Annotated in this window: 17 protein-coding genes; 9 read left to right on the top strand and 8 right to left on the bottom strand. The window is 69.6% G+C overall.

Annotated features, from left to right (window positions below; genetic code table 11):
- Positions 1-9: 9 nt before the first annotated feature.
- Both ACZ7M7_RS02855 and ACZ7M7_RS02850 read right to left on the bottom strand, forming a co-directional pair.
- A complete protein-coding gene (locus ACZ7M7_RS02855) occupies positions 10-462 on the bottom strand; it encodes a VOC family protein (RefSeq protein ID WP_383596198.1) in 453 nt (150 codons plus the stop codon).
- On the bottom strand, positions 441-986 hold the full coding sequence (locus ACZ7M7_RS02850; protein WP_472112134.1) for a pyridoxamine 5'-phosphate oxidase family protein: 546 nt from the start codon (positions 984-986) through the stop codon (positions 441-443). Before ACZ7M7_RS02850 ends, ACZ7M7_RS02855 begins: the two co-directional genes overlap by 22 nt.
- A 172-nt stretch (positions 987-1,158) precedes the next feature.
- On the opposite strand from ACZ7M7_RS02850, the gene ACZ7M7_RS02845 reads away from it, so the two are divergent.
- Positions 1,159-4,158, top strand: coding sequence for a bifunctional [glutamine synthetase] adenylyltransferase/[glutamine synthetase]-adenylyl-L-tyrosine phosphorylase (locus ACZ7M7_RS02845; protein ID WP_472112131.1), 3,000 nt, complete (start codon positions 1,159-1,161; stop codon positions 4,156-4,158).
- Positions 4,159-4,229: 71 nt separating this feature from the next.
- Here the strand turns inward: ACZ7M7_RS02845 and ACZ7M7_RS02840 are convergent, their stop codons facing one another.
- Both ACZ7M7_RS02840 and ACZ7M7_RS02835 read right to left on the bottom strand, forming a co-directional pair.
- Positions 4,230-5,213 (bottom strand): phosphatase PAP2 family protein, encoded by a 984-nt coding sequence (locus tag ACZ7M7_RS02840; protein ID WP_383624044.1) that lies wholly within the window; start codon positions 5,211-5,213, stop codon positions 4,230-4,232.
- Positions 5,214-5,356: 143 nt separating this feature from the next.
- A complete protein-coding gene (locus tag ACZ7M7_RS02835; protein ID WP_383596210.1) occupies positions 5,357-6,391 on the bottom strand; it encodes a LacI family DNA-binding transcriptional regulator in 1,035 nt (344 codons plus the stop codon).
- A gap of 381 nt (positions 6,392-6,772) precedes the next feature.
- Between ACZ7M7_RS02835 and ACZ7M7_RS02830 the strand changes: the two genes are divergently transcribed.
- From ACZ7M7_RS02830 to ACZ7M7_RS02810, 5 genes are all read left to right on the top strand, one after another.
- The gene (locus ACZ7M7_RS02830; RefSeq protein ID WP_472112128.1) at positions 6,773-8,041 is read left to right on the top strand and encodes an extracellular solute-binding protein; all 1,269 of its coding nucleotides are present in this window, start codon (positions 6,773-6,775) and stop codon (positions 8,039-8,041) included.
- A 110-nt stretch (positions 8,042-8,151) separates the two neighbouring features.
- Positions 8,152-9,156: a carbohydrate ABC transporter permease gene (locus ACZ7M7_RS02825; RefSeq protein WP_383624041.1), complete on the top strand. Its 1,005-nt coding sequence runs from the start codon at positions 8,152-8,154 to the stop codon at positions 9,154-9,156.
- Positions 9,157-9,169: 13 nt separating this feature from the next.
- Complete coding sequence (locus ACZ7M7_RS02820; RefSeq protein WP_365062057.1) at positions 9,170-10,078, top strand: sugar ABC transporter permease; 909 nt, start codon at positions 9,170-9,172, stop codon at positions 10,076-10,078.
- A 199-nt stretch (positions 10,079-10,277) separates the two neighbouring features.
- Positions 10,278-11,957 (top strand): glycoside hydrolase family 13 protein, encoded by a 1,680-nt coding sequence (locus ACZ7M7_RS02815; protein WP_472112124.1) that lies wholly within the window; start codon positions 10,278-10,280, stop codon positions 11,955-11,957.
- A gap of 268 nt (positions 11,958-12,225) precedes the next feature.
- Entirely contained in the window at positions 12,226-13,611 is a 1,386-nt protein-coding gene (locus ACZ7M7_RS02810) for an alpha-amylase (RefSeq protein ID WP_472112121.1), read from the top strand.
- Between the two features lie 30 nt (positions 13,612-13,641).
- Here ACZ7M7_RS02810 and ACZ7M7_RS02805 read toward each other — a convergent pair whose 3' ends face one another.
- Entirely contained in the window at positions 13,642-13,965 is a 324-nt protein-coding gene (locus ACZ7M7_RS02805; protein WP_383596225.1) for a hypothetical protein, read from the bottom strand.
- Between the two features lie 212 nt (positions 13,966-14,177).
- Here ACZ7M7_RS02805 and pulA point away from each other — a divergent pair, with 212 nt between their 5' ends.
- The 3 genes from pulA to ACZ7M7_RS02790 all read left to right on the top strand — a co-directional run bounded on the left by pulA (position 14,178) and on the right by ACZ7M7_RS02790 (position 21,940).
- Entirely contained in the window at positions 14,178-19,586 is a 5,409-nt protein-coding gene (gene pulA / locus ACZ7M7_RS02800; RefSeq protein WP_472112118.1) for a pullulanase-type alpha-1,6-glucosidase, read from the top strand.
- 73 nt (positions 19,587-19,659) lie between these two features.
- Positions 19,660-21,555 (top strand): SpoIIE family protein phosphatase, encoded by a 1,896-nt coding sequence (locus ACZ7M7_RS02795; RefSeq protein WP_472112115.1) that lies wholly within the window; start codon positions 19,660-19,662, stop codon positions 21,553-21,555.
- A gap of 28 nt (positions 21,556-21,583) precedes the next feature.
- The gene (locus ACZ7M7_RS02790) at positions 21,584-21,940 is read left to right on the top strand and encodes a 5-carboxymethyl-2-hydroxymuconate Delta-isomerase (RefSeq protein WP_472112112.1); all 357 of its coding nucleotides are present in this window, start codon (positions 21,584-21,586) and stop codon (positions 21,938-21,940) included.
- Positions 21,941-21,970: 30 nt separating this feature from the next.
- Here the strand turns inward: ACZ7M7_RS02790 and ACZ7M7_RS02785 are convergent, their stop codons facing one another.
- From ACZ7M7_RS02785 to ACZ7M7_RS02775, 3 genes are read right to left on the bottom strand one after another with little or no spacing between them, the layout of a single operon-like run.
- Entirely contained in the window at positions 21,971-22,660 is a 690-nt protein-coding gene (locus ACZ7M7_RS02785) for a TetR/AcrR family transcriptional regulator (protein WP_383596234.1), read from the bottom strand.
- Between the two features lie 56 nt (positions 22,661-22,716).
- Positions 22,717-23,742 carry a PDR/VanB family oxidoreductase gene (locus tag ACZ7M7_RS02780; protein WP_472112109.1) on the bottom strand — a complete coding sequence of 342 codons (1,026 nt, stop codon included), beginning with the start codon at positions 23,740-23,742 and terminating at the stop codon, positions 22,717-22,719.
- Entirely contained in the window at positions 23,742-24,638 is an 897-nt protein-coding gene (locus ACZ7M7_RS02775; protein WP_383624020.1) for a metal-dependent hydrolase, read from the bottom strand. Before ACZ7M7_RS02775 ends, ACZ7M7_RS02780 begins: the two co-directional genes overlap by 1 nt.
- Positions 24,639-24,675: the final 37 nt, after the last annotated feature.

The raw sequence follows: 24,675 nt of genomic DNA, 5'->3' as shown, positions 1-24,675 counted from the left end.
CCCACGGCGTTACTTCCCGCGCTCGTTCGCCTGTGTCGTCAGCAGCTCGTGCAGCGGCTTCGTGGCCCTCTGGCGGTACTCCTGGATGGACCAGCCGTTGCCGTCGGGGTCCTTGAAGTACATGAAGGTGGCGCCGTCGTCGGGGGTGTACTGGACCGGCTCGGAGATGTCGAGGCCGCGTTCGACCAGTTCCGCGTGGGCGGCCTTGATGTCGGCCACGCAGAGCTGGAGGCCCTGGTAGGAGCCGGGCTCGGGCACGGTCTCGCCCTTGGTCATGTCCCAGATGCTGTCGCCCAGCGCGATCGAACAGCCGGAGCCCGGAGGCGTCAGCTGGACGATGCGCATGCCCGGCATGACCTCCTGGTCGATGTCGACGTGGAAGCCGACCTTGTCCCGGTAGAAGTCGCGGGCCCGGTCGATGTCGCTGACAGGCAGCGGGATCACTTCGAGCGTGAAGTCCATTGCTGTTCCTCCTGGGTGAAACGCCAACGAGTCTGGCTGAACGGCTCACCCTTACCGAAGCCGAAAACCGTGCTCGGCGCCACCGAGTAGACGTAGGCGTGTCCCGCGCCGTGCCGGAAGCAGCCGTCCGCGACGTCGAAGTGCCAGAAGGTGCCGTACTTCGTCTCCCACGCCGCGGCCAGCTTGCGTAGACGGGCCTCGTCGGTGATCCGTACCGCCTCGCCCTCGACCGCCAGGTCGTAGCCCTTGTCCCAGAGGTTCGTGCCCGTCGTCAGGACGAGGTGCGGGTTGGCCGCCAGATTCCGCGCCTTGCGCTCCTCCGGGCCGGTGCAGAAGTGCAGCGCCCCCTGGGACCAGACCGCCGGCAGCGGGGTCACATGCGGCCGCCCGTCCGGCCGTACCGTGGAGATCCAGAACAGCTCGGCCTCGGCCAGCAGCTTCTCCGCCTCGGGCCACGGGACCGCCGTGGCCGTCTCGTCGCTGTAGCGCGCATCCAGCCGGGTCTGCGGTTGTTTCTCGGTCATCGGACGGCCTCCAGATGTGTCGGCGGAATATGTCGCCGGACGTGTCCCTCGACAAGGAAGACCCCGCGGACCCCCCGAACTCATCGGCGCCACTGTCGGACTCTCCGGCTAGGCTCGACCGGGTACGACCTTGATCGGGCGCGCACGACCCCGATCGGACGGGAGGGCGAGCATGACGGCGCCGGGGCGCAGGAGCAGTACCTTCACGCGGCTGCTGCGGCACGGTTTCACCGACCCGTCCGCCGCCGAGCGCCTCCTGGACAGCGACCAGCTCGCGCCGATCAGGAACGACCCGGTCCTGCTGGAGGCCCTCGGCGCCACCGCCGACCCCGACCTCGCCCTGCACGGCCTCGTCCGGCTGCTCGAGGCACAGCCCGGCCCCACGGCCCAGCGGGAGCTGGTGGACACGCTGATAGCGGCCAAGCCCCTGCGCGACCGACTGCTCGGCGTGCTCGGCGCCTCCGCCGCGCTGGCCGACCACCTCGCCAAGCACGCCGGTGACTGGCAGGAACTCGCCATGTACGAGCCGCGGGATCTGCACCCCGGCGTCGAGGAGTTCGAGCGCGGGCTCGCCGGAGCCACCGACCCGGTGTCCCTGCGCGTCGCCTACCGGCGCTGTCTGCTGTCCATCGCCGCCCGTGACGTGTGCGGCACCACCGACCTGGCCCAGACGGCCGCCGAGCTCGCCGACCTCGCCACCGCGACCCTGCGCGCCGCGCTCGCCATCGCCCGCACCGCCGCACCGGAGGACGCCGCACTGTGCCGGCTCGCGGTGATCGCGATGGGCAAGTGCGGGGGCCACGAGCTGAACTACGTCTCCGACGTCGACGTCATCTTCGTCGGCGAGATCGCGGACGGAGCCGACGAGGCCAAGGCCCTGCGCTCGGCCACCAAGATCGCCTCGCACATGATGCGCATCTGCTCGGAGACCACCGTCGAGGGCTCCATCTGGCCGGTCGACGCCAATCTGCGCCCCGAGGGCAGGAACGGCCCCCTCGTGCGCACGCTCAGCAGCCATCTCGCCTACTACCAGCGCTGGGCCAAGACCTGGGAGTTCCAGGCGCTGCTCAAGGCCCGCCCGGTGGCGGGCGACATCGAGCTCGGTGAGGCGTACGTCGCCGCGCTGGAGCCCCTGGTCTGGAAGGTCGCCGAGCGGGAGAACTTCGTCGTCGACGTGCAGAAGATGCGGCGCCGGGTCGTGGAGAACATCCCCGTCGCCGAGCTCGACCGGCAGCTCAAGCTGGGGCCTGGAGGGCTGAGGGACGTCGAATTCGCCGTTCAGCTACTGCAGTTGGTACACGGACGCGACGACGCGTCGCTGCGCAGCGGCACCACGCTCGATGCCTTGCAGGCTCTCGCCGCCGGCGGTTACGTCGGCCGTGCCGACGCCGCACAGCTCGACGCCGCCTACCGCTTCCTGCGCTCGATGGAGCACCGCATCCAGCTCTACCGGCTGCGCCGGACGCACCTGGTGCCCGAGGACGACGCCGACCTGCGCCGCATCGGCCGCTCCCTCGGCCTGCGCGCCGACCCGGTCGCCGAACTGAACCGCGAGTGGAAACGGCACGCGAGCGTCGTACGGCGTCTGCACGAGAAGCTCTTCTACCGGCCGCTGCTCGACGCGGTCGCCCAACTCGCCCCCGGCGAGGCCCGGTTGAGTGCCGGGGCCGCACGCGAGCGGCTGGTCGCGCTCGGGTACGCCGATCCGGCGTCCGCCCTGCGCCATCTGGAGGCGCTGGCCTCCGGCGTCAGCCGCAAGGCGGCGATCCAACGCACCCTGCTGCCCGTCCTGTTGGGCTGGTTCGCCGACTCGGCCGATCCGGACGCGGGTCTGCTGAACTTCCGCAAGGTGTCGGACGCGCTCGGCAAGACGCCTTGGTATCTACGGCTGCTGAGAGACGAAGGCGCCGCCGCCGAGAACCTCGCCCGGGTGCTGTCGGCCGGCCGGCTCGCCCCCGATCTTCTCCTGCGGGCGCCCGAGGCCGTCGCGCTGCTCGGGAACGGGGACGGCGGCAGCGGGCTGGAGCCCCGCTCGCGCGGGCATCTGGAGCAGGAGATCATCGCCGCGGTGAGGCGTGCCGACGGTGACGCCCAGGCGGTCACGGCGGCCCGTGGGGTGCGCCGGCGAGAGCTGTTCCGTACGGCCGCCGCGGACATCGTCGACTCCTACGGCACCGAGACGAAGCCGGCCGAGGCCGACCAGGGCGCCCTCGTGGACCGGGTCGGCGCGGCGGTGTCGAGCCTCACCGCAGCGACGCTGGCGGGGACGCTGCGGGCGGTGGTGCGGGCCGGTTGGGGCGACACCCTGCCCACCCGGTTCGCGATCATCGGGATGGGGCGCTTCGGCGGGCAGGAGCTGGGTTACGGCAGTGACGCGGACGTCTTGTTCGTGCACGAGCCGCAGGACGGCGTCGACGAGCACGAGGCCGCGGTCGCCGCGAACCGGGTCGTCGAGGAGATGCGACGGCTGCTGCAGATCCCGAGTGCGGATCCGCCGCTGCTGATCGACGCCGATCTGCGACCCGAGGGCAAGTCGGGGCCACTGGTCCGGACGCTGAAGTCGTACGGGGCGTACTACCGCCGGTGGTCGCTGGTGTGGGAGTCGCAGGCGCTGCTGCGGGCCGAGGCGATGGCGGGGGACGCGGATCTGGGGCGCCGGTTCATCGAGATGATCGATCCGCTGCGGTATCCCGCGGGCGGGCTCGGTGAGGACGCCGTGCGGGAGATCCGGCGGCTGAAGGCGCGCATGGAGTCCGAGCGGCTGCCTCGCGGTGCCGACCCCAAGTTGCACACCAAGCTCGGGCCGGGCGGGCTCTCCGACGTCGAGTGGACGGTTCAGCTTCTTCAGATGCAGCACGGCTCGGACGTGTCGGGGCTGCGGACGACCCGGACTCGGGAGGCTCTCGGCGCCGCTCGCGGCGCCGGGCTCATCTCGGACGAGGACGCGGCGACCCTGGATGAGGCCTGGGTGCTGGCGACTCGGGTGCGCAATGCCGTGATGCTGGTGCGCGGGCGGGCCGGCGACACGTTTCCGTCGGACGCGCGGGAGCTGGCCGCTGTGGGGCGTTACCTGGGGTACGAGCTCGGTCACGTGGGGGACATGCTCGACGCCTACCGGCGTACCGCTCGGCGGGCCCGGGGTGTGGTGGACGAGCTGTTCTACGGAGGGTGACACGTCCCTCCGGGGGATGGGCCGGATGCCTGCGGCGGCCTGTGCGGTCCCGGTGGGGGTGCGCGTAGCGCCTAGCGGTGTGGTTGAGGTCGGGGCCGTGCCGGGGGGTGTCCGTCCTCGGTCGGGCGGCTCGGTTCCTCGGAAGGCTGCTCGGCGTTGACGCCCGCCGCTGCGGGCGGACACCCCCCGGCACGGCCCCTTCCCGCCGTGGGCGACTGCGGGCCCGTGCGGGGTACCGCCACTCGCCTGGGCAGTGCGTGCGGCAGCTTTCCGTACCAGAGGCGGGCCACCGTGTAGCCGAACGCCAGGCAGACGAGGCCTCCTACCGCGTCCAGCCAGAAGTGGTTGGCCGTGGCGACGATCACCAGCAGTGTTGCCGTGGGGTAAAGGAGGCCCAGGACGCGGACCCAGGGGACGCGTGCCAGGGCGAAGATCGTCAGGCCGCTCCAGACGGACCAGCCGATGTGCATGGACGGCATGGCGGCGTACTGGTTCGACATGTTCTTCAGGTCGCCCGAGGCCATCGAACCCCAGGTGTCGTGGACCAGCACCGTGTCGATGAAGCCGGTGTTGGTCATCAACCGTGGGGGAGCGAGCGGATACAGGTAGTAACCGACCAGGGCCACGCCTGTAGTGGCGAACAGGACCAGGCGGGTGGCCGCGTAGCGGCCGGGGTGGCTGCGGTAGAGCCAGATCAGGACGCCGAGGGTGATGATGAAGTGCAGCGTCGCGTAGTAATAGTTCATGCCGACGATGAGCCAAGTCACCGAGTTCACGGCGTGGTTGATCGACTCTTCGACCGCGATGCCGAGTTGGTGCTCCAGCTTCCAGAGCCAGTCGGCGTTGTGCAGGGCCTCGGTCCGCTGTTCCGGGACCGCGTTGCGGATCAGTGAGTACGTCCAGTAGCTCACCGCGATCAGCAGGATCTCGAACCAGAGGCGTGGGCGGCGCGGAGTGCGCAGGCGGCGCAGGGGCCCCCGCCCCGTCTCTTCCGCGACGGGGGGCAGAACGGCCGCTTCCCGGCCTTCCAGTGTCGTCACGGTGGTGTCACCCATGGGCACAGAGTCTGCCAGAAAAGACTTCCCCGACCGATCATCCCCCGGTTGGGTTGAGGATGCACGTTCTACGGCCGGCGTACAGCTCCATACTCCTACCAACGCAGGGGAGGGATGGGTCTATTCTCCGCCTCACGGACGACTTACGGACGAATCCTGTCACCGGGTGCCGAAGCCGTCGAACCCCGCACCACCAGCTCCGGCATGAACACGAACTCGCTGTGGGGGGCGGGAGTCCCGCCGATCTCCTCGAGGAGCGTGCGTACCGCGGCCTGGCCCATCGCCGGGACCGGCTTGCGGACCGTGGTGAGGGGCGGGTCGGTGAAGGCGATCAGGGGGGAGTCGTCGAAGCCGACGACCGAGATGTCCTTGGGGACGTCGAGGCCGAGTTGCCGGGCCGCCCGTATCGCGCCCAGCGCCATCATGTCGCTGGCGCAGACGATCGCGGTGCAGTCGCGGTCGATCAGGGCCGTGGCGGCGGCCTGGCCACCCTCCAGGGTGTAGAGGGAGTGCTGGATCAGCTCGGTCTCGATGACGTTCGTCGGCAGGTTCAGCTGGTCCTGCATGGTGCGGACGAAGCCCTCGATCTTGCGCTGGACCGGCACGAAGCGCTTGGGGCCCAGGGCCAGGCCGATGCGGGTGTGCCCCAGCGAGGCGAGGTGGGTGACTGCCAGGTTCATCGCCGCGCGGTCGTCGGGGGAGATGAAAGGTGCCTGGACCTTCGGGGAGAAGCCGTCGACCAGGACGAAGGGGACACCCTGCGCGCGCAGCGTTTCGTAGCGCTGCATGTCGGCGGTGGTGTCGGCGTGGAGGCCGGAGACGTAGATGATGCCCGCCACTCCGCGGTCGACGAGCATCTCCGTCAGCTCGTCCTCCGTCGAGCCGCCCGGCGTCTGTGTGGCCAGCACCGGGGTGTAGCCCTGCCTGGTGAGGGCTTGGCCGATGACCTGGGCCAGGGCCGGGAATATCGGGTTCTCCAGCTCCGGGGTGATCAGGCCGACCAGGCCCTCGCTGCGCTGGCGCAGGCGTACGGGGCGTTCGTAGCCGAGCACGTCGAGTGCGGCCAGCACGGACTGGCGGGTGGTCGAAGCGACGCCCGGCTTCCCGTTGAGGACGCGGCTGACGGTCGCTTCGCTGACCCCCGCCTGAGCAGCGATGTCGGCAAGCCGTGTGGTCACGGCACTGGACTGTACCGGCCGTATGTCGCCTTGCACACCAATCGGACGCCGTGGGCGACCGGTTGGCCGTCGCGGCCCGCGCTGCTGCGTCATCGCGCTCCCTCGTGAAAGTGATGGCAAGAGCTTGCAGAGTCTTGCACAACCCGCCTCTGTGCCGCTCCACCGTTGAAAAGAAGCGTCTCATGGTGGTCGCCGAGCGGTCACGCCCGGATAACTTCGACGTTCCCTTGCACTTTTTTTCTGCAAGGTCTTTCGTAAGTCTTTCAACGCTGTTACGTTCACGTCGCCCGGCGGCCGCAACGGCGCAGTCGGCAAGACAGCAGAGGCAGGCAGACGGGGCCGCCTCCGCATCACACGGGCTTTCACCCTCAAGGAGATCTCATGCGGCGTGGCATAGCGGCCACCGCGCTGGTGGCGTCCCTCGCCCTCGCGGCGACGGCCTGCGGCGGAAGTGACAGCGGCGACAGTGCCGACGGGCCGGTCACCATCACCTGGTGGGACACCTCCAACGCCACCAACGAGGCACCGACGTACCAGGCCTTGGTCAAGGAGTTCGAGGCCGCCAACAAGGACGTCAAGGTCAAGTACGTCAACGTGCCGTTCGACCAGGCGCAGAACAAGTTCGACACCGCCGCCGGCTCCAAGGGCGCCCCGGACATCCTGCGCTCCGAGGTCGGCTGGACCCCCGCCTTCGCCAAGAAGGGCTTCTTCCTGCCGCTGGACGGCACCGAGGCCCTCGCCGACCAGGCCAAGTTCCAGCCCAGCCTGATCGAGCAGGCCAAGTACGAGGACAAGGTCTACGGCGTTCCGTTCACCACGGACACCCTCGCCTTCGTCTACAACAAGGACCTGTTCAAGGAGGCCGGCGTCGAGGCCCCCAAGACCTGGGACGACCTGAAGAAGGCCGCCGCCAAGATCAAGGACAAGACCGGCGTCGACGGATACTGGGGCTCCACCCAGGCCTACTACGCCCAGACGTTCCTCTACGGCGAGGGCACCGACACCGTCGACGCCGACGCCAAGAAGATCACCGTCGCGGGCGCCGAGGCCAAGAAGGGCTATGGCACCTGGCTGAGCCTCTTCGACGGCAAGGGCCTGCACAAGGCCGACACCACCGCTGACGCCTACGCCCACATCCAGGAGGCGTTCGTCAACGGCAAGGTCGCCGCGATCATGCAGGGCCCCTGGGAGATCACCAACTTCTACAAGGGCTCCGCGTTCAAGGACAAGAGCAACCTCGGCATCGCCACCGTCCCGGCCGGCTCGTCCGGCAAGGCGGGCGCGCCGACCGGTGGTCACAACCTCTCCGTGTACGCCGGCTCCGACGAGGCCCACCAGAAGGCCGCGCTGAAGTTCGTGAACTTCATGACGTCGCAGAAGGCACAGGAGACGATCGCGCTCAAGAACTCCACGCTGCCGGTCCGTGACGACGCCTACACCGCCGAGGTCAAGGCCGACCCGGGCATCGCCGGCTACCAGACCGTCCTCGCCTCCGCCCAGCCGCGTCCCGCGCTGCCCGAGTACAGCTCCCTGTGGGGTCCGCTGGACACCGAGCTGCTGAAGGTCGCCGGTGGCAAGGAGTCCCTCGACAAGGGTCTGAGCACCGCCGAGACCTCCATCGCCAAGCTGGTCCCGGACTTCAGCAAGTGACCCCGAGTGGCCGCCGGAACTTCCTGACCATGGGGGGAGAGTTCCGGCGGCCACCGGCCTGTGTGCCGTACACCCCCTGATCTGCCGAACTTCGAGAAGGTTGTCGAACCATGACAGTCGCCATCGACCGCGCGACCGGCAAGCGCCGCGGTGACCGCGCGCCGCGGCCCGGGCTGGGCCAGCGCCTGAAGCACGGCTACCAGAAGCACTGGTATGCCTACGCGATGATCGCCCCGGTGGTGATCGTCCTCGGCGTTCTCGTGCTGTATCCGCTGGTGTACGGCTTCTACCTCACGCTCACCGACGCCAACAGCCTCAACTCGGCCCGCACGATCGGCGTCAACGAGATCGAGGCCACCTACAAGTTCATCGGCTTCGACAACTACGCCGACATCCTGTGGGGCGAGACGGCCTACGACCGCTTCTGGTCGCACTTCATCTGGACGATCTTCTGGACGGCGGCCTGCGTCACCCTGCACTACACCATCGGCCTGGGTCTCGCCCTGCTGCTCAACCAGAAGCTGCGCGGCCGCACCCTGTACCGGCTGATCCTGATCCTGCCGTGGGCCGTGCCGACCTTCGTCACCGTCTTCGGCTGGCGGTTCATGCTCGCCGACGGCGGCATCATCAACTCGTTCCTGGAGACGCTGCACCTGCCGACGCCGCTGTGGCTCGAGGACACCTTCTGGCAGCGGTTCGCCGCGATCATGGTGAACACCTGGTGCGGTGTTCCGTTCATGATGCTCTCGCTGCTCGGCGGACTGCAGTCCATCGACTCCTCGCTCTACGAGGCCGCCGAGATGGACGGCGCGAGCAGGTGGCAGCAGTTCCGGTACGTCACCGTGCCGGGCCTGCGGTCCGTGAGCTCCACCGTCGTACTCCTCGGCATCATCTGGACCTTCAACCAGTTCGCCATCATCTTCCTGCTGTTCGGCGACACCGCCCCGGACGCGCAGATCCTCGTCACCTGGGCCTACTACCTCGGCTTCGGACAGCAGCCGCGCGACTTCGCGCAGTCGGCCGCCTACGGCATCCTGCTGCTGGCCATCCTGATCGTCTTCACCTCCTTCTACCGCCGCTGGCTGAACCGCAATGATCCGCAGCTCGCGATCTGAGGCAGGAGTCCCCATGAGCACCACGACCGTCAAGACCACTGCTCCGGCGGACCAGCCCCCCAAGTCGCCGGCCGCGCCGCGCGGGGTCCGCCGGGGCGAGAACAGCCGCAGGACGTCCGTCGTCTCCCACGGCATCCTGATCGTGGCGAGCCTGATCGCGCTGTTCCCCGTCGTCTGGCTGGTCTTCCTTTCCCTCGGCCCGGACAAGGACGACTACCTCCACCCCGGTGGCATCTGGGGGAAGATGACGCTGGACAACTACACGTTCGTCCTGCAGGAGACCAAGTTCTTCGACTGGCTGACGAGCACCCTGATCGTCACGCTGGGCACCACGCTCATCGGCGTCGTCATCGCCGCCACCACCGGCTACGCGGTCTCGCGGATGCGCTTCCCGGGCTACAAGAAGTTCATGTGGGTGCTGCTCGTGACCCAGATGTTCCCGGTGGCCGTACTGATGGTGCCGATGTACCAGATCCTGTCCGGGCTGCAGCTCGTCGACAGCTACCTCGGTCTCATCCTCGTCTACTGCACGACGACGGTGCCGTACTGTGCCTGGCTGATGAAGGGCTACTTCGACACGATCCCGTTCGAGATCGACGAGGCCGGACGCGTCGACGGGCTGAGCCCCTTCGGCACGTTCGCGCGGCTGATCCTTCCGCTCGCCAAGCCGGGCCTGGCGGTCGCCGCGTTCTACAGCTTCCTCACGGCCTTCGGCGAGGTCGCGTTCGCGTCGACGTTCATGCTGTCCGACACGAAGTACACGTTCGCGGTCGGATTGCAGACCTTCGTCAGTGAGCATGACGCGCAGCGGAATCTCATGGCCGCGACGGCCGTGCTCATCGCCATACCTGTCTCGGCGTTCTTCTACTTCGTGCAGAAGAACCTGGTCACCGGGCTTACCGCGGGCGGCACCAAGGGGTGAGCCGTGCCGGCAGTGCCCCGGCGGGCAGTCGGTCGTGTGCCGCGCCGTCGTGGCTGGTCGCGCAGTTCCCCGCGCCCCTGAGGCTGAGCCCCCCCGAAACCCGAGGCGGCCGCTGTGGCCATCCGACCCCGCTGTCATTGCGGCCGCCTCGTACCCATTCACCCCCATGACCCGAACCTCATTACGCAACAAGGACGCCATGAGCCAGCACCCCACCGCACCGGCCGAAAACTCCGCCGTCGTCACCGTCGCCAAGCGCCGCGACTGGTGGCGGGACGCGGTGATCTACCAGGTCTATCCGCGCAGCTTCGCCGACAGCAACGGTGACGGCATGGGCGATCTGGAAGGCGTACGCTCCCGACTCCCGTACCTGCGTGACCTCGGCGTGGACGCCGTGTGGCTGAGCCCCTTCTACGCCTCGCCGCAGGCCGACGCCGGCTACGACGTGGCCGACTACCGGGCCGTCGACCCGATGTTCGGCAACCTCCTCGACGCCGACGCGCTGATCCGTGACGCCCATGAGCTGGGTCTGAGGATCATCGTCGACCTGGTCCCCAACCACTCCTCCGACCAGCACGAGTGGTTCAAGCGTGCCGTCGCGGAGGGGCCGGGCTCCCCGCTGCGGGACCGCTACCACTTCCGCCCCGGCAAGGGCGCGGACGGCGCGCTCCCGCCCAACGACTGGGAGTCGATCTTCGGCGGCCCGGCCTGGACCCGGGTCACCGAGCCGGACGGCACGCCCGGCGAGTGGTACCTGCACCTCTTCGCCCCCGAGCAGCCCGACTTCAACTGGGAGCACCCGGCGGTCGGGGACGAGTTCCGCTCGATTCTCCGCTTCTGGCTCGACATGGGCGTCGACGGCTTCCGTATCGACGTGGCCCACGGCCTGGTGAAGGCCGAGGGGCTGCCCGACCTCGGATCCCACGATCAGCTCAAGCTGCTGGGCAACGATGTCATGCCGTTCTTCGACCAGGACGGTGTGCATGCCGTCTACCGCCAGTGGCGCACGATCCTCGACGAGTACGCCGGCGAGCGGATCTTCGTGGCGGAGGCCTGGACCCCGACCGTCGAGCGCACCGCCAACTACGTGCGCCCCGACGAGCTCCACCAGGCCTTCAACTTCCAGTACCTGTCGACGGAGTGGGACGCCAAGGAGCTCCGCGAGGTCGTCGACCGCACCCTGGACGCGATGCGCCCGGTGGGCGCCCCGGCGACCTGGGTGCTGTCCAACCACGACGTCACCCGCCACGCCACCCGCTTCGCCAACCCGCCCGGCCTCGGCACCCAGATCCGCACGGCGGGCGACCGCGAACTGGGGTTGCGGCGGGCGCGGGCGGCCAGCCTGCTGATGCTCGCGCTGCCCGGTTCGGCGTACGTCTACCAGGGCGAGGAGCTGGGCCTGCCGGACGTCGTCGACCTGCCGGACGAGGTGCGCCAGGACCCGGCGTACTTCCGCGGCGAGGGCCAGGACGGCTTCCGCGACGGCTGCCGGGTGCCGATCCCGTGGACGCGTACGGGATCGTCGTACGGCTTCGGCACGGGTGGCAGCTGGCTGCCGCAGCCGAAGGGGTGGGGCGAGCTGAGCATCGAGGCCCAGACCGGCGACCCCGACTCCACCCTGGAGCTGTACCGCTCGGCGCTGGCCGTGCGCCGCTCGCAGCCCGACCTGGGCGCGGGGGACGCGGTGGAGTGGCTGAAGGCCCCCGAGGGCGTCCTCGCCTTCCGGCGCGGGGAGTTCGTCTGCGTCGCCAACACCGGCGAGGAGTCGGTGACGACCCCGGCGTACGGGCGCGTGCTGCTCGCCAGCGGCGAGATCAGCGAGACGGACGGCGAGGCGAAGGTGCCGGGCGACACGACGGTGTGGTGGACGACGGCCTGACGTCTCTCAAGTAGCCAGGGCCCGCTGCCTTTTCAGCAGCGGGCCCTCTGCCTTTCCTCGGATGACGTCAGCAGCCGTCGCGCGGCGCAGCGGCGGTTGGGCGCTTCAACGCCTGGTGAGCGTGAGGGAGTTGAGAAGGGCGCGTCAAGGTTGCGGATGAAAGTACTTGCTATGACTTTCAACTCTCTTGCTGTAAACCTTTCGTGGCGGTACGTTCACGCCGGCGCCCGGCAAAGACGCCTGGCCGTCATCGCAAGGAGTTACGCCTGTGATATCGAGATGGTCCGTCACCGCGACCGCGACCGTGCTCGCCGCCACTTCGGCGGCCCTGATGGCCCCCGCGGCCCCCGCGTCCGCCTCCCCGCCCGGCTCCAAGGACGTCACCGCGGTGATGTTCGAGTGGAACTTCGCCTCGGTCGCCAAGGAGTGCACCAGCACCCTCGGCCCCGCCGGCTACGGCTACGTCCAGGTCTCCCCGCCCGCCGAGCACATCCAGGGCTCGCAGTGGTGGACGTCGTACCAGCCCGTCAGTTACAAGATCGCCGGCCGGCTCGGGGACCGGACGGCCTTCCAGAACATGGTGAACACCTGCCACGCGGCCGGGGTGAAGGTCGTCGCCGACACCGTCATCAACCACATGTCCGCGGGCAGCGGCACCGGCACCGGCGGGTCGTCGTACACGAAGTACAACTACCCCGGTCTGTACTCCTCCTTCGACTTCGACGACTGCACCGCGCAGATCACCAACTACGCGGACCGCGCGAACGTCCAGAACTGTGAACTCGTCGGCCTCGCCGACCTCGACACCGGCGAGTCCTACGTCCGCGGTGCCATCGCCGGGTACATGAACGACCTGCTCTCCCTCGGCGTCGACGGCTTCCGTATCGACGCGGCCAAGCACATCCCGGCCGCCGACCTCGCCAACATCAAGTCGCGCCTGAGCAACCCGTCGGTCTACTGGAAGCAGGAGGTCATCTACGGCAGCGGGGAGGCCGTCCAGCCCACCGAGTACACGGGCAACGGCGACGTCCAGGAGTTCCGCTACGCCTACGACCTCAAGCGCGTCTTCAACAACGAGAACCTCGCCTATCTGAAGAACTACGGCGAGGGCTGGGGCTACATGAACAGCGGTGTCTCCGGTGTCTTCGTCGACAACCACGACACCGAGCGCAACGGCTCCACGCTCAACTACAAGGACGGCGCCAACTACACGCTGGCCAGCGTGTTCATGCTGGCCTACCCGTACGGCGCCCCCGACATCAACTCCGGCTACGAGTTCACCGACCACGACGCGGGCCCGCCCAACGGCGGTGCGGTCAACGCCTGCTGGCAGAACGGCTGGAAGTGCCAGCACGCCTGGCCGGAGATCAAGTCGATGGTCGCCTTCCGCAACGCCACGCGCGGTGAGTCGGTCACCAACTGGTGGGACAACGGCGGCGACGCCATCGCCTTCGGGCGGGGCGGCAAGGGCTACGTCGCCATCAACCACGAGTCGAGCAGCCTGACCCGCACCTACCAGACGTCCCTGGCGGCAGGAACGTACTGCAACGTGCAGAACAACACGAGCGTGACGGTGAACTCCAGCGGGCAGTTCACGGCCACCCTCGGCTCCAACACCGCCCTGGCGATCTACGCCGGCAGGACGAGCTGCTGAGCCGTCACGCCCTTCGCACGGCCACCCCTGTCATGCCTGTACACGCCGGCGCAGGGGTGGCCGTCCGAGTATCTCGATGTACATGATCCGGCCGTTCACGACGTCGAGGATCAGATCGCCCGACGAGGGCAACAGCGGCACACACCGATGGCCCGGGCCGTACGGCTGTCCGCCTGGATGATCCGACGTCCGGATGCTCTGGCAGAAGTCGTCCCCGCAGCCGCACTCGCCGACCATGCGGACGTCCCGTACGCATATGGCCAGCTCGCGTTCGCCCTCCTCCTCCAGGAGCCGGACCAGCTCGTCGACGAGCTCCGGGAAGACCTCGCGAACGAGGGGCGGTTCCTGCTCCATACGGGGACGGTAGGCAGAAGCCGGCGGGCGTGGCGAGCGATTATGCGCCCTGCCCCGGTGGCTCGGACTGCGGACACCGGGCAACTCGCCCTGCCGAGAGCCTTGCTGAAAGTTCTTACCGATGCTTTCAAGCCTCTTGCTGTAAGCCTTGCCGCGGCGATACGGTCGCGCGGGGTCGGACCCACTGAGCCGTAATCGCAAGGAGCCCATCTGTGATAGCGAGATGGCCGACGCCGTCGAGGCGCCGAACCACCCATGTCGGACGGGTCGCTGCGGTCACCGTGACCGCGCTGGCCGCAGCACTCGTCCAGCCCCTCGCGGCGCGGGCACAGACCCCGCCGCCGCCCCCGTCCGACGCCAGGCTCGCGGCCGAGCCCGCCCGGCACGAGGCCACCCGCGACCAGTTCTACTTCGTCCTGCCGGACCGTTTCGCCAACGGCGACGCGAGCAACGACAAGGGCGGCCTGACCGGTTCCCGCCTCTCCACCGGCTACGACCCCACCGACAAGGGCTTCTACCAGGGCGGCGACCTCAAGGGGCTGACCAAGCGCCTCGACTACATCAAGGGTCTCGGCACCACCGCCATCTGGATGGCGCCGATCTTCAAGAACCAGCCCGTGCAGGGCACCGGCGCCAACGCCTCGGCCGCGTACCACGGCTACTGGATCACCGACTTCACCCAGGTCGACCCGCACTTCGGCACCAACAAGGACCTGGAGACCCTCATCTCCAAGGCCCACGCCAAGGGCATGAAGGTCTTCTTCGACGTCATCACCAACCACACGGCCGATGTCGTCGACTATGAGGAGAAGTCGTACGACTACCTCTCCAAGGGCGCCTTCCCGTACCTGACGAAGGACGGCAAGCCCTTCGACGACGCCGACTACGCGGACGGGAAGTCCGGGTTCCCTGCGGTCGGCACCGGCTCCTTCCCGCGCACGCCGGCCGTCCCCGCCGCGAAGAAGAACGTCAAGGTTCCGTCGTGGCTCAACGACCCGACGATGTACCACAACCGCGGCGACTCCACCTTCGCCGGTGAGAGCTCCACCCACGGCGACTTCGGCGGCCTCGACGACCTGTGGACCGAGCGTCCCGAGGTCGTCAGCGGCATGGAGAAGATCTACCAGCGCTGGGTCAGGGACTTCGACATCGACGGCTTCCGGATCGACACCGTGAAGCACGTCAACATGGAGTTCTGGACCCAGTGGGCCACGGCGCTGGACTCCTACGCCGCCAAGCAGGGCCGCGACGACTTCTTCATGTTCGGCGAGGTGTACTCCGCCGACACGTCGGTCACATCGCCGTACGTCACCGAAGGCCGCCTCGACTCCACACTCGACTTCCCCTTCCAGGAGGCGGCACGGCAGTACGCCTCCCAGGGCGGCACCGCGCAGAAGCTGGCCTCCGTCTTCGGCGACGACTACAAGTACACGACCGACAAGGCCAACGCGTACGAGCAGGTCACCTTCCTCGGCAACCACGACATGGGCCGCATCGGGTACTTCCTGAACCAGGACAACCCGAAGGCGACCGACGCCGAGCTGCTCAAGAAGGACAAGCTCGCCAACGAGCTGATGTTCCTCAGCCGCGGCAACCCGGTCGTCTACTACGGCGACGAGCAGGGCTTCACCGGCGCCGGCGGCGACAAGGACGCCCGCCAGACCCTGTTCGCCTCGAAGACCGCCGACTACCTCGACGACGACCAGCTCGGCACCGACCGCACGCACGCGAGCGACGCCTACGACACGAGTGCGCCGCTGTACCGGCAGATCGCCGAGCTCTCCGCGCTCCGCAAGGCCAACCCCGCCCTCGCCGACGGAATCCAGACCGAGCGGTACGCGGCCGACGGCGCCGGGATCTACGCCTTCTCGCGCACCGCCGCCAAGTCGGGCACGGAGTACGTCGTCGCGTTCAACAACGCGGACGAGGCGAAGACGGCGACCTTCGCCACCGGTTCGGCCGGCATGACGTTCAAGGGGATCCACGGGACGCGCGACTCGGTCAGGAGCGACGCCGACAAGAAGGTCACCGTCACCGTCCCGGCCGGCTCGGCGATCGTCCTCAAGGCGACCGGCACGCCCGCGAAGCCCGCCACCGCGCCGACCCTGACCCTCAAGGCCCCCGCCGCCGGCGCCACCGGCACGGTGGAGATCGGCGCGGACGTCGACGGCGGACAGCTCAACCGCGTCGTGTTCGCAGCCCAGGTCGGCAACGGCAAGTGGCGTACCCTCGGCTCCGCCGACCACGCCCCGTACAAGGTCACGCAGGCCATCGGCAAGGACGTACCCGCCGGAACGGCCCTGCGCTACAAGGCCGTCGTCATCGACTCGGCCGGCCGCACCGCCAGTGCCACGGCGGCCTCCACCACCGGCACCCCGCCCGCCCCCGAGATCCCCGGCGCCGCCTCCCGCGACTACGCGGTCGTCCACTACAAGCGCACCGACGGCGACTACGCGAACTGGGGCCTGTACGCCTGGGGCGACCTCGCCGACGGCGAGGCCACGAACTGGCCGGACAGTCACCCCTTCGTCGGCCGGGACGCGTACGGCGCCTTCGCCTACGTCAAGCTGAAGCCGGGCGCGACGAACGTCGGCTTCCTCGTCATCGACAAGGACGGCAACAAGGACGTCTCCGCCGACCGCACGATCGACCTCGGCAAGACCGGCGAGATCTGGATCGAGCAGGGCAAGGAGGCCGTCCGCACCGAGAAGCCCGCGGCCGACTATCCGGCGCCGGACAAGTCCAAGGCCGTCCTGCACTACCACCGCGCCGACGGGAACTACGACGGCTGGGGACTGCACACCTGGACGGGTGCCGCGAACCCCACCGAGTGGTCGAACCCCCTGAAGCCGGTCAAGACTGATGCCTATGGTGCGGTCTTCGAGGTACCGCTCACCGACGGTGCCACCAGCCTCAGCTACATCCTCCACAAGGGCGACGAGAAGGACCTGCCCGCCGACCAGTCGCTCGACCTCACGGCGAACGGCCATGAGGTGTGGCTGTTGAGCGGCCAGGAGAAGTACCTGCTCCCGCAGCCCGCGGGGTCCGCGGCGGCGCTCGACCTGAGCACCTCCAAGGCGGTCTGGATCGACCGGAACACGGTCGCCTGGAAGGGCTCCGAGGCCGCCGCCTCCACCCAGCTGCTCTACAGCCGGGACGGCGAGATCGCGGTCGAGGAAGGCACCGTGACCGGTGCCGCCAAGTGGCTGCGTCTGTCCAAGAGCTCCCTCACCGACACCCAGAAGGCGCAGTTCCCGCACCTCAAGGACTACACCGCCTGGTCCGTCGACCCGCGCGACCGCGACCGGGTCCGCGAGGCCCTCGCCGGCCAGGTCGTCGCCTCCCAGCGGGCCGCGAACGGGGCCGTGCTCGCGGCGACCGGCGTCCAGATCGCGGGCGTGCTCGACGACCTGTACGCCGGGGCGGCGAAGGCCGACCTCGGGCCGACCTTCGACAAGGGCCGTCCGACGCTGTCCGTCTGGGCGCCCACGGCACAGTCGGTCAAGCTGGAGATCGGCGACTCGACCGTCGCCATGAAGCGGAACGCCGGCACCGGCGTCTGGTCCGTCACCGGCCCGGGATCCTGGAAGGGCAAGCCCTACCGGTACGTCGTCAAGGTCTGGGCGCCCGGCGTCCAGAAGGTCGTCACCAACAAGGTCACCGACCCCTACTCGGTCGCCCTGACCACCGACTCCGAGCGCAGCCTCGTCGTCGACCTGCGCGACAAGACCCTGGCGCCGAGCGGCTGGACCTCCTACACCAAGCCCAAGGCCGTACCGCTGAAGGACGCCCAGATCCAGGAGCTGCACGTCCGGGACTTCTCCGTCGAGGACAGCACGGCGAAGAACCGGGGCACCTACCTCGCCTTCACGGACAGGGACAGCGACGGCTCCAAGCACCTGCGTGAGCTGGCGAAGGCGGGCACGTCGTACGTCCACCTGCTGCCGGCCTTCGACATCGCCACGATCCCCGAACGCCGCGAGGACCAGGCGACCGTCGGCTGCGACCTCGCCGCCTTCCCGGCCGACTCCGACAAGCAGCAGGAGTGCGTGGCGAAGATCGCCGCGAAGGACGCCTACAACTGGGGCTACGACCCGTACCACTACACGGTCCCCGAAGGCTCGTACGCCACCGACCCCGACGGCACCGGCCGCACGGTCGAGTTCCGCAGGATGGTCAAGGCGCTGAACGAGGACGGTCTGCGGGTCGTCATGGACGTCGTCTACAACCACACGGCGGCAAGTGGTCAGGCGGACACCTCCGTCCTCGACCGGATCGTCCCCGGCTACTACCAGCGCCTGCTCGCCGACGGCTCGGTCGCCAACAGCACCTGCTGCGCCAACACGGCCACCGAGAACGCCATGATGGGCAAGCTGGTCGTCGACTCGATCGTCACCTGGGCCAAGGAGTACAAGGTCGACGGCTTCCGCTTCGACCTGATGGGCCACCACCCGAAGGCCAACATCCTGGCCGTGCGCAAGGCCCTCGACGCGCTGACCCTCGCCAAGGACGGCGTCGACGGCAAGAAGATCATCCTGTACGGCGAGGGCTGGAACTTCGGCGAGGTCGCCGACGACGCCCGCTTCACGCAGGCCACCCAGAAGAACATGGCCGGCACCGGCATCGCGACCTTCTCCGACCGGGCGCGGGACGCCGTGCGCGGCGGCGGGCCCTTCGACGAGGACCCCGGCGTCCAGGGCTTCGCGTCCGGGCTGTTCACCGACCCCAACTCGTCGGAGAGCAACGGCACTTCCGCGGAGCAGAAGGCGCGGCTGCTGCACTACCAGGACCTGATCAAGGTCGGCCTGTCCGGCAACCTCGCCGGGTACCGGTTCACCGACACCGCCGGCAAGGAGGTCACCGGCGCCGAGGTCGACTACAACGGCCAGCCCGCCGGGTACGCGGACGCCCCCGGCGACGCCCTCGCCTACGCGGACGCGCACGACAACGAGTCGCTGTTCGACGCGCTCGCCTTCAAGCTGCCGAAGGACACGTCGGCCGCCGCCCGGGCCCGTATGCAGGTCCTCGCCATGGCCACGGCCACCCTGTCGCAGGGACCGGCCCTGTCCCAGGCCGGCACCGACCTGCTGCGCTCCAAGTCGCTGGACCGCAACTCCTACGACAGCGGCGACTGGTTCAACGCCATCCACTGGAACTGCGCCGACGGCAACGGCTTCGGGCGGGGGCTGCCGCCGGCCGCCGACAACCAGTCCAAGTGGCCGTACGCCAAGCCCCTGCTGAGCACCGTGAAGGTGGGATGCGAGCAGATCGAGGGGGCCTCGGCGGCGTACCGGGACCTGTTGAGCATCCGTTCGACGGAGGGTGCCTTCTCCCTGGGTACGACCGGTCAGGTGCAGTCGAAGTTGTCCTTCCCGCTGTCCGGGAAGGACGAGACGCCCGGCGTGATCACCATGCGGCTCGGTGACCTCGTCGTCGTCTTCAACGCGACGCCCGAGCAGCAGGAGCAGCGGATCGCCTCGCTGGCCGGCGAGGGCTATCGACTGCATTCGGTGCAGGCCTCGGGCGCGGACCCTATCGTCAAGTCCTCGTCCTACGAGCGGGAATCCGGCACGTTCGCCGTTCCGGGGCGTACTGTCGCCGTCTTCTCACGGGCCCTTTGATACGGCACTAAGTTGAGTGGGGCGGACCCGGTCACGGGCCGCCCCACTCGTGCGTATCCGAGGGCTCCCGACGATGGACGGTTTCGGCAAGCAGGCGGACACGACCGTGATGGTCGTCGACGACGTCTCGACCAACCGCTTCGCCATGGGCGCCGTGCTGCGCCGCGCGGGCCATGACGTCGTACCGGTCGCGAGCGCGGGGGAGGCGCTGAGCGAGCTCGACATACGGCTGCGCGCGGGCGCCCTGCCCGACGTGGCCCTCGTCGACGTGGGGCTGCCCGACATGAGCGGCTTCGAACTGTGCCGCCTGGTCAAGGCCCGGCCGTCCATGGCCGCCCTGCCCGTCGTCCACTTCTCCGCCATGGCCGTGGACCCGGGGGACCGGTGCCGGGGTCTCGACGCGGGCGCCGACGCCTACCTGACCGTGCCGGCCGAACCGAGCGAGATCGAGGCCGTCGTACGGGCCGCCGTGCGCGGGGCGCGCCGGCGCAGCGCGGCCGAGGTGCTCGCGCACCGGCTGACGCTGCTGTCGGAGGCGATCGTCACCGTGCAGACCGCGCGCTGTCTGGGGGAGCTGGCCGACGCCGCCGCCGCGGGCACGGCCCGGCTCACCGGGACACCCGCCGTCGTCTTCGTGATCGGCCCGGGCGGCGAGCCGCACTGGGGCAGTTCCCTGCGCCTGCCCCGGGGCGACGGCTTCGCCCGTCCGGCGGGCACCCCCACCGCACTGCCCGACACCGCCCCGCAGGTCGCCGCGGCACGTCTGATCACGCGGATCGCGGAGGGCCGGACCGGGCGGACCGGGGTGCACAGCACGACCGTGCCCGCTTCGCTGTGGCCCGCCGGCTTCTTCCGGCCCGGCGTGCGGGAGGACGCCCGCCTGGTCCTGGCGTTCACCGACGAGGGCCGCACGTCGGTGTGCGTCGCCACGCCGGTACCCTCGGCCGCCGTACCGGTCCCGGCCCGGCGCCCGCAGATCGGGCCGCACGCCGGGGTGCTCGCCGAGCCGATTCCGGTGTACGTCCCTTTCGCGGCCCATCGCCCGCGGCCGGAACTGCTCGCCGAGCCGATGCCCGCGTACGAGCCCCTGGCGGCCCGGCGCCCGCACAACGGGGTACCCACAGCACCGATGCCCGCCTACGACCCCCTGGCCGCCCGGTGCCCGCCGACCGCACCGGCCCCCGGCCCGGACCCGGCCGACGGCGACCTCCTCGCCCGGCTCGCCCAGGCCACCGCGCTCGCCGCCGAGCCGCTGCTGATGTACCAGGCGGAGCGGCAGATCGCGCTCACCCTGCAGCACAGCTTCCTGCCCCAGCCGTACCGGCTGCCCGCGCTGCCCGGCGTGAAGGTCGTCGTCCGGTATGTCCCCGCGTCCCGGCAGGCCGAGATCGGCGGGGACTTCTACGCCGCCCTGCGCACCCGGGAGGGGGTGCTCACCGCGGTCGGGGACGTCGTCGGGCACTCGCTGGACGCGGCCACCGTCATGGTCGAGATCCGGCACGCGCTGCGCGCCTACTGCGTCGAGGAGAGCGACCCGGGCGCGCTGGCCGAACGGCTCGACCGGATGCTCGTGCACTACCACCCCGACGTCACCGCCACGGTCTGCCTGACCTTGGTCGACCCCGTCACCGGACGCGGCCGTATCGCCAACGCGGGCCACATCCCGCCGCTGGTCGTGCGGGACGGGGACGGCGCCGAGTACGTCCCCGTGGACGGTCCGCTGCTCGGCCTCGGCCTTCGGCGGCCGGCGCCCACCGAGCTGGTGCTGACCCCGGCCGACCGTCTGCTCATGGTCACCGACGGTCTGATCGAGAGCCGCGGCACCGACCTGGACGTCTCCCTGAAGCAGCTCCGCACGGCCGCCGCCGACGCCCCGCCCGGCGTGGACGCGCTGTGCGACACCCTGCTGGACCAGTTCGGACGGGACCAGGAGGACGACATCGCGATGCTGGCGCTGCGGTTAGGGTGAGCGCTGCCGACCCAGAACAGGAGTGCTCATGCCGCAGATCACCGTCGACTACTCGGAACAGCTGGCGGACGACTTCGACCGGCCCGGCTTCGCCCGGGCGCTGCACACCGCCGTGGTCGAGATCGCGGCCGCCAAGCCGCCCGCGTGCAAGACGCAGTTCCGCAGGACCGAGAACACCACCGTCGGCGACGACACCGACGGACACGGCGTCGTGCACGTCACCATGGGCCTGCTGTCCGGCCGTACGGACGAGACGAAGGCCCGGCTCACCGAGACGGTCCTGGAGTTGGTGCGGCAGCACCTGAAGCCGGCCGACGGGCTCGCGCTGCACGTGTCCGCCGAGGTGCGCGACCTCGACCCCTCCTACCGCAAGTTCGAGAGCTGAGCCTGCGCTCGGGGTCCGCTCACGATCAGCTCAGGACGCCAGGGCGATCAGCCGGGTCACCAGGTCGCCGAACGGCCCGTCGCCCGGCTCGTCCTTGAGCATGGTCCGCAGCAGCCCGCTCATCTCCTCGTCGTACGCCGCGCTCACCGCCGCGAGCGCGGCGAAGTCGTGCACGAGCTGGACCTCCAGCTCGCCGCGCGGGATGCGGCGGCCGTCCAGCCAGATCAGCGCCGTCGACTCGGCGAGCGAGATCCACGAGCGGATCACGAGTTCCAGGCGCGCGGGCGGATTCTCCACGCGCAGATGCGAAAGGATTTGGACATACGCGGCCTGCCGCACGGAGTCGATGAGCGCGTTCGTCGCCGTCGAGCCGACGGCCGGACCGCCCCGCATCAGCGCCGAGAAACCCGGGCCGTGCTCGTCGACGAAGTCGAAGAAGCGGCGCATCACCCGCAGCAGCCGGGCCCCCAGGGGCCCGTCCGGCGGCTCGACGAAACGACCCGCCAGTTCGTCCGAGGCACGCTTCAACGCGGCCTCGTACAGGCTGAGTTTGCCGGGAAAGTAGTGATAGACCAGCGGTCGCGAAATGCCTGCGGCCGACGCTATCTCGTCGATGGAGACGTCGTCGGGCGAGCGCTGGCTGAACAGTTCGAGGGCGACGCCGATCAACTGCTGCCGTCGCTCCTCGACTCCCATTCTTCGGCGTACCCCGGTAGTCATGCGAACACCTTACCGATCGAATCAGGCCCGGAACGGCCCGGAGCGATCGTCGGCGTTCACAGATCCAGTACGAGCCGATCACCCCGCGCCCGCGACACACAGATCAGCATGGAGTCGGACCGCTCCGCGTCGGTCAGCAGCTCGTCCCGGTGGTCCACCTCACCCTCCAGCACCCGCTGTTGGCAGGTCCCGCAGAAGCCCTGTTCGCAGGAGTAGGCGGTGTCGGGCAACTGAGCGCGTACGGCGGCCAGTACGGTCGAGTCGGCGGGGACGGTCAATGTCCGTTTGCTGCGCCGGAGTTCGACCTCGAAGGCGCCGCCCGCCGAGGAGCGGGGTGCGAACCGCTCCAGGTGGACCCCCGGGTACCGCTCCTCCACCGTGGCCATCAGCCCCTCCGGACCACAGCAGTAGACGGCGGTCCCGTCGGGCACGTCCGCGAGCAGCGCGCCCAGATCCGGGATGCCCGCCACGACGGTCACCCGGTCCCCGCCGCCCAGCTTCTCGACCTCCTCCAGAAACGGCATCGAGGCGCGGTCGCGTCCGCAGTACAGCAGCCGCCACTCGACGCCGTCGGGCAGCGTCCGCAGCATCGGCAGGATCGGCGTGATCCCGATGCCGCCCGCGACGAACACGTACGACGGGGCCGCCACCAGCGGGAACCGGTTCCGCGGCCCCCGCACCTCAAGCTCCATCCCCTCCCGCACCTGCTCGTGCACCTCGCGCGAGCCGCCCCGCCCGCCCGGGACCAGCCTGGTCGCCACCGTGTACGACGAGGTGTCCTCCGGGTCGCCGCACAGCGAGTACTGCCGCACGAGCCCCGACGGCAGCACGACGTCGAGATGCGCGCCGGGCTCCCAGCGCGGCAAGTCGTGCCCCTCCAGCCGTAGTTGTACGACCCCGTCGGCGACCTCCTCGTGCGAGGTCACCAGCAGGCGCAGCGCCCGCGACCGGGGCCGCCCGGAGGTCGGCTCCTCCAGGGCGGGCATCGGCCACAGCGGCGAGACCTGGATCCGGCGCCGCATCGCCCGACGGGCCAGCAGGGCGGCACCGGTGACGGCGGCGAGGGTACGGAGCTTCGGCATCAGGCGGCACCCTTCGCGGACTTCTCGGCGGTCTCGGCGGCCAGCGCGGCGGGGGAGGAGGCCAGATAGGCGACGGCCTGCTCGGTGGAGCCCTCCTGGGAGGGGTGGTAGGTCCGGCTCAGATAGCGGGGGATGGACCTGAGCATGTCCCCGGTCGAGGGGAGTGTGCCCCGCCTGCCCCGGACGTAGAAGTCCTTGAAGCTTGCGCGGCCGTCCATCAGCGTCGGGTCGTTCTCCATGAAGAAGCGCGACCCGCGCTGCCACAGGAAGACGAGAGCGGTGAACGCCGTCGCCCAGGTCCGCACCCGCCGCCGGTAGCCCCCGTCGACGTGCATGAACAGGTCGAACGCGACCGACCGGTGCTCGACCTCCTCGGCACCGTGCCAGCGCAGCAGGTCCAGCATGGTCGGATCGGCGCCCCTGCGGTCCAGCTCCTCGGCGTTGAGCACCCAGTCGCCGAGGAAGGCGGTGTAGTGCTCGATGGCCGCGATGATCGCCACCCGCTCCATCAGCCACCAGCGGCGCGCGCGGCCCGGCGGCAGCGTGCGGTCGCCGAGCAGCTTCTCGAAGAACCAGTCGACCTGTGCGGTGTACGGCGTCGGGTCGAGCCCCTGCTCCCGCAGATGCGGCAGCACCTCGTCATGGGCCTGCGAGTGCATGGCCTCCTGCCCGATGAACCCGATGACGTCCTCGCGAAGCCGCTCGTCCCGGATGTACGGCAGCACCTGCTTGTAGACGTGCACGAACCACCGCTCGCCGGCGGGCAGGAGCAGATGCAGCACGTTGATGGTGTGCGTGGTGAACGGATCGCCGGGCACCCAGTGCAGCGGGGTGGCGTCCCAGGAGAAGGACACCTTGCGGGCTTTGAGGGGTATCCGGTCCTGCGTGTTAGACATGGCGTCAATGTACTGACGGGTAGGGCCATGGTGAACC

This window comes from Streptomyces sp. NPDC111606 (assembly GCF_055656945.1).
The sequence above is the reverse complement of the archived record's forward strand: the minus strand, read 5'-3'. Positions and strand labels throughout refer to the sequence as shown.

Coding starts and splice junctions, on each gene's coding strand:
- ACZ7M7_RS02855 (WP_383596198.1), bottom strand. CDS start 462: ATGGACTTCACGCTCGAAGTGATCCCGCTGCCTGTCAGCGACATCGAC.
- ACZ7M7_RS02850 (WP_472112134.1), bottom strand. CDS start 986: ATGACCGAGAAACAACCGCAGACCCGGCTGGATGCGCGCTACAGCGAC.
- ACZ7M7_RS02845 (WP_472112131.1), top strand. CDS start 1,159: ATGACGGCGCCGGGGCGCAGGAGCAGTACCTTCACGCGGCTGCTGCGG.
- ACZ7M7_RS02840 (WP_383624044.1), bottom strand. CDS start 5,213: ATGGGTGACACCACCGTGACGACACTGGAAGGCCGGGAAGCGGCCGTT.
- ACZ7M7_RS02830 (WP_472112128.1), top strand. CDS start 6,773: ATGCGGCGTGGCATAGCGGCCACCGCGCTGGTGGCGTCCCTCGCCCTC.
- ACZ7M7_RS02825 (WP_383624041.1), top strand. CDS start 8,152: ATGACAGTCGCCATCGACCGCGCGACCGGCAAGCGCCGCGGTGACCGC.
- ACZ7M7_RS02820 (WP_365062057.1), top strand. CDS start 9,170: ATGAGCACCACGACCGTCAAGACCACTGCTCCGGCGGACCAGCCCCCC.
- ACZ7M7_RS02815 (WP_472112124.1), top strand. CDS start 10,278: ATGAGCCAGCACCCCACCGCACCGGCCGAAAACTCCGCCGTCGTCACC.
- ACZ7M7_RS02805 (WP_383596225.1), bottom strand. CDS start 13,965: ATGGAGCAGGAACCGCCCCTCGTTCGCGAGGTCTTCCCGGAGCTCGTC.
- ACZ7M7_RS02795 (WP_472112115.1), top strand. CDS start 19,660: ATGGACGGTTTCGGCAAGCAGGCGGACACGACCGTGATGGTCGTCGAC.
- ACZ7M7_RS02790 (WP_472112112.1), top strand. CDS start 21,584: ATGCCGCAGATCACCGTCGACTACTCGGAACAGCTGGCGGACGACTTC.
- ACZ7M7_RS02785 (WP_383596234.1), bottom strand. CDS start 22,660: ATGACTACCGGGGTACGCCGAAGAATGGGAGTCGAGGAGCGACGGCAG.
- ACZ7M7_RS02780 (WP_472112109.1), bottom strand. CDS start 23,742: ATGCCGAAGCTCCGTACCCTCGCCGCCGTCACCGGTGCCGCCCTGCTG.
- ACZ7M7_RS02775 (WP_383624020.1), bottom strand. CDS start 24,638: ATGTCTAACACGCAGGACCGGATACCCCTCAAAGCCCGCAAGGTGTCC.